Genomic DNA, 989 nt, shown 5'->3' with positions numbered 1-989 from the left:
GTGGATGGGAAAATGGACTCTATGGGGTTAGAGTGTGATTCATTACCTCAAAAACAAAAGCAGGAGATTGAAAATTTAAGACATGCGTTTCAGAAGAAATACTCTCAATCAAAGGTACCAAATACCTCGATCGAATTCCCTGATGACGACAAAAATGACGTTATTTGTGTTTCGAAAATTAACGCGAATCCCAAAACTGCCAGCTATGACGCCAATATAAAGATCTCGAATGCCGACGTCATTGGTATAAATCGCTCTGAAGAAACGTTGGGCGTTATGACCCAAGAAGGGACAGTTCTTCCGTTACAGTTCTATAGTGCTCGCGCGTCTGAAGCGTTCTTCGGGACCCTCCTCGGAGGGGTGGTCGTTAGTGCCGACGTTCAGAAGGCGACAAATAGCGGAAACGGGAAAGTGGAGCATCTTATACTTTCGGCACAAATCACGTTGCCGACTGGAGAGACACTAACGCTGTAATTATGATGGAGAGCGCAAAGCTGTTTCGAACTATGCCTTTCGTTCGATGCATCACAAACCCAAGATGCGTATCTGGCGATACAGGGTCGCCGTCTTTATTTCGGAATTTAAAAGGGTCTTGCTGGATGTTCTCGTCTATTGATAATGCATATTCTTTAAGTAAGGTGCTCGCATCTAAATCAAACGCTTTCGCGGGATAGATTTTTATTTGCCCCGGTTCTATCTTTAGAAACTTCAACAAGCCAACGATACTTGTTATCTCTTCCTCAGTTTTTCCAAATATATGTCCTCTCAGACTGACTCGATCAGCAAACGACGATAAATCGAATTCTAGATTTATGAGATCGTCGATTGGTGCATTCTCAGAAAAGTTGATCATCGACGCCCAGGCGGCTGGTCTAATACTGTTGAGATAGTCTTTTAATGGCTCCTCGGATTGAGGGAAACGCTTGGTTGCGATGGCTCGAAGCGCTTGGTGCAAATGCTCAATTCTGGTGATATCTAGCTCTAATTGT

At 43.9% G+C, this 989-nt stretch carries 2 protein-coding genes; one reads left to right on the top strand and one right to left on the bottom strand.

All coding sequences use genetic code 11. From position 1 onward, the window contains the following. A partial coding sequence (locus A3750_RS22630; protein WP_231871926.1) for a hypothetical protein occupies positions 1-474 on the top strand: 474 nt, incomplete at its 5' end. Here the strand turns inward: A3750_RS22630 and A3750_RS26545 are convergent. Continuing rightward, positions 440-989 (bottom strand): hypothetical protein (locus A3750_RS26545; RefSeq protein WP_197475254.1); only part of this gene is annotated, 550 nt, incomplete at its 5' end. The genes A3750_RS22630 and A3750_RS26545 overlap by 35 nt on opposite strands.

Source organism: Oleiphilus sp. HI0079 (assembly GCF_001635105.1).
The sequence above is the reverse complement of the archived record's forward strand: the minus strand, read 5'-3'. Positions and strand labels throughout refer to the sequence as shown.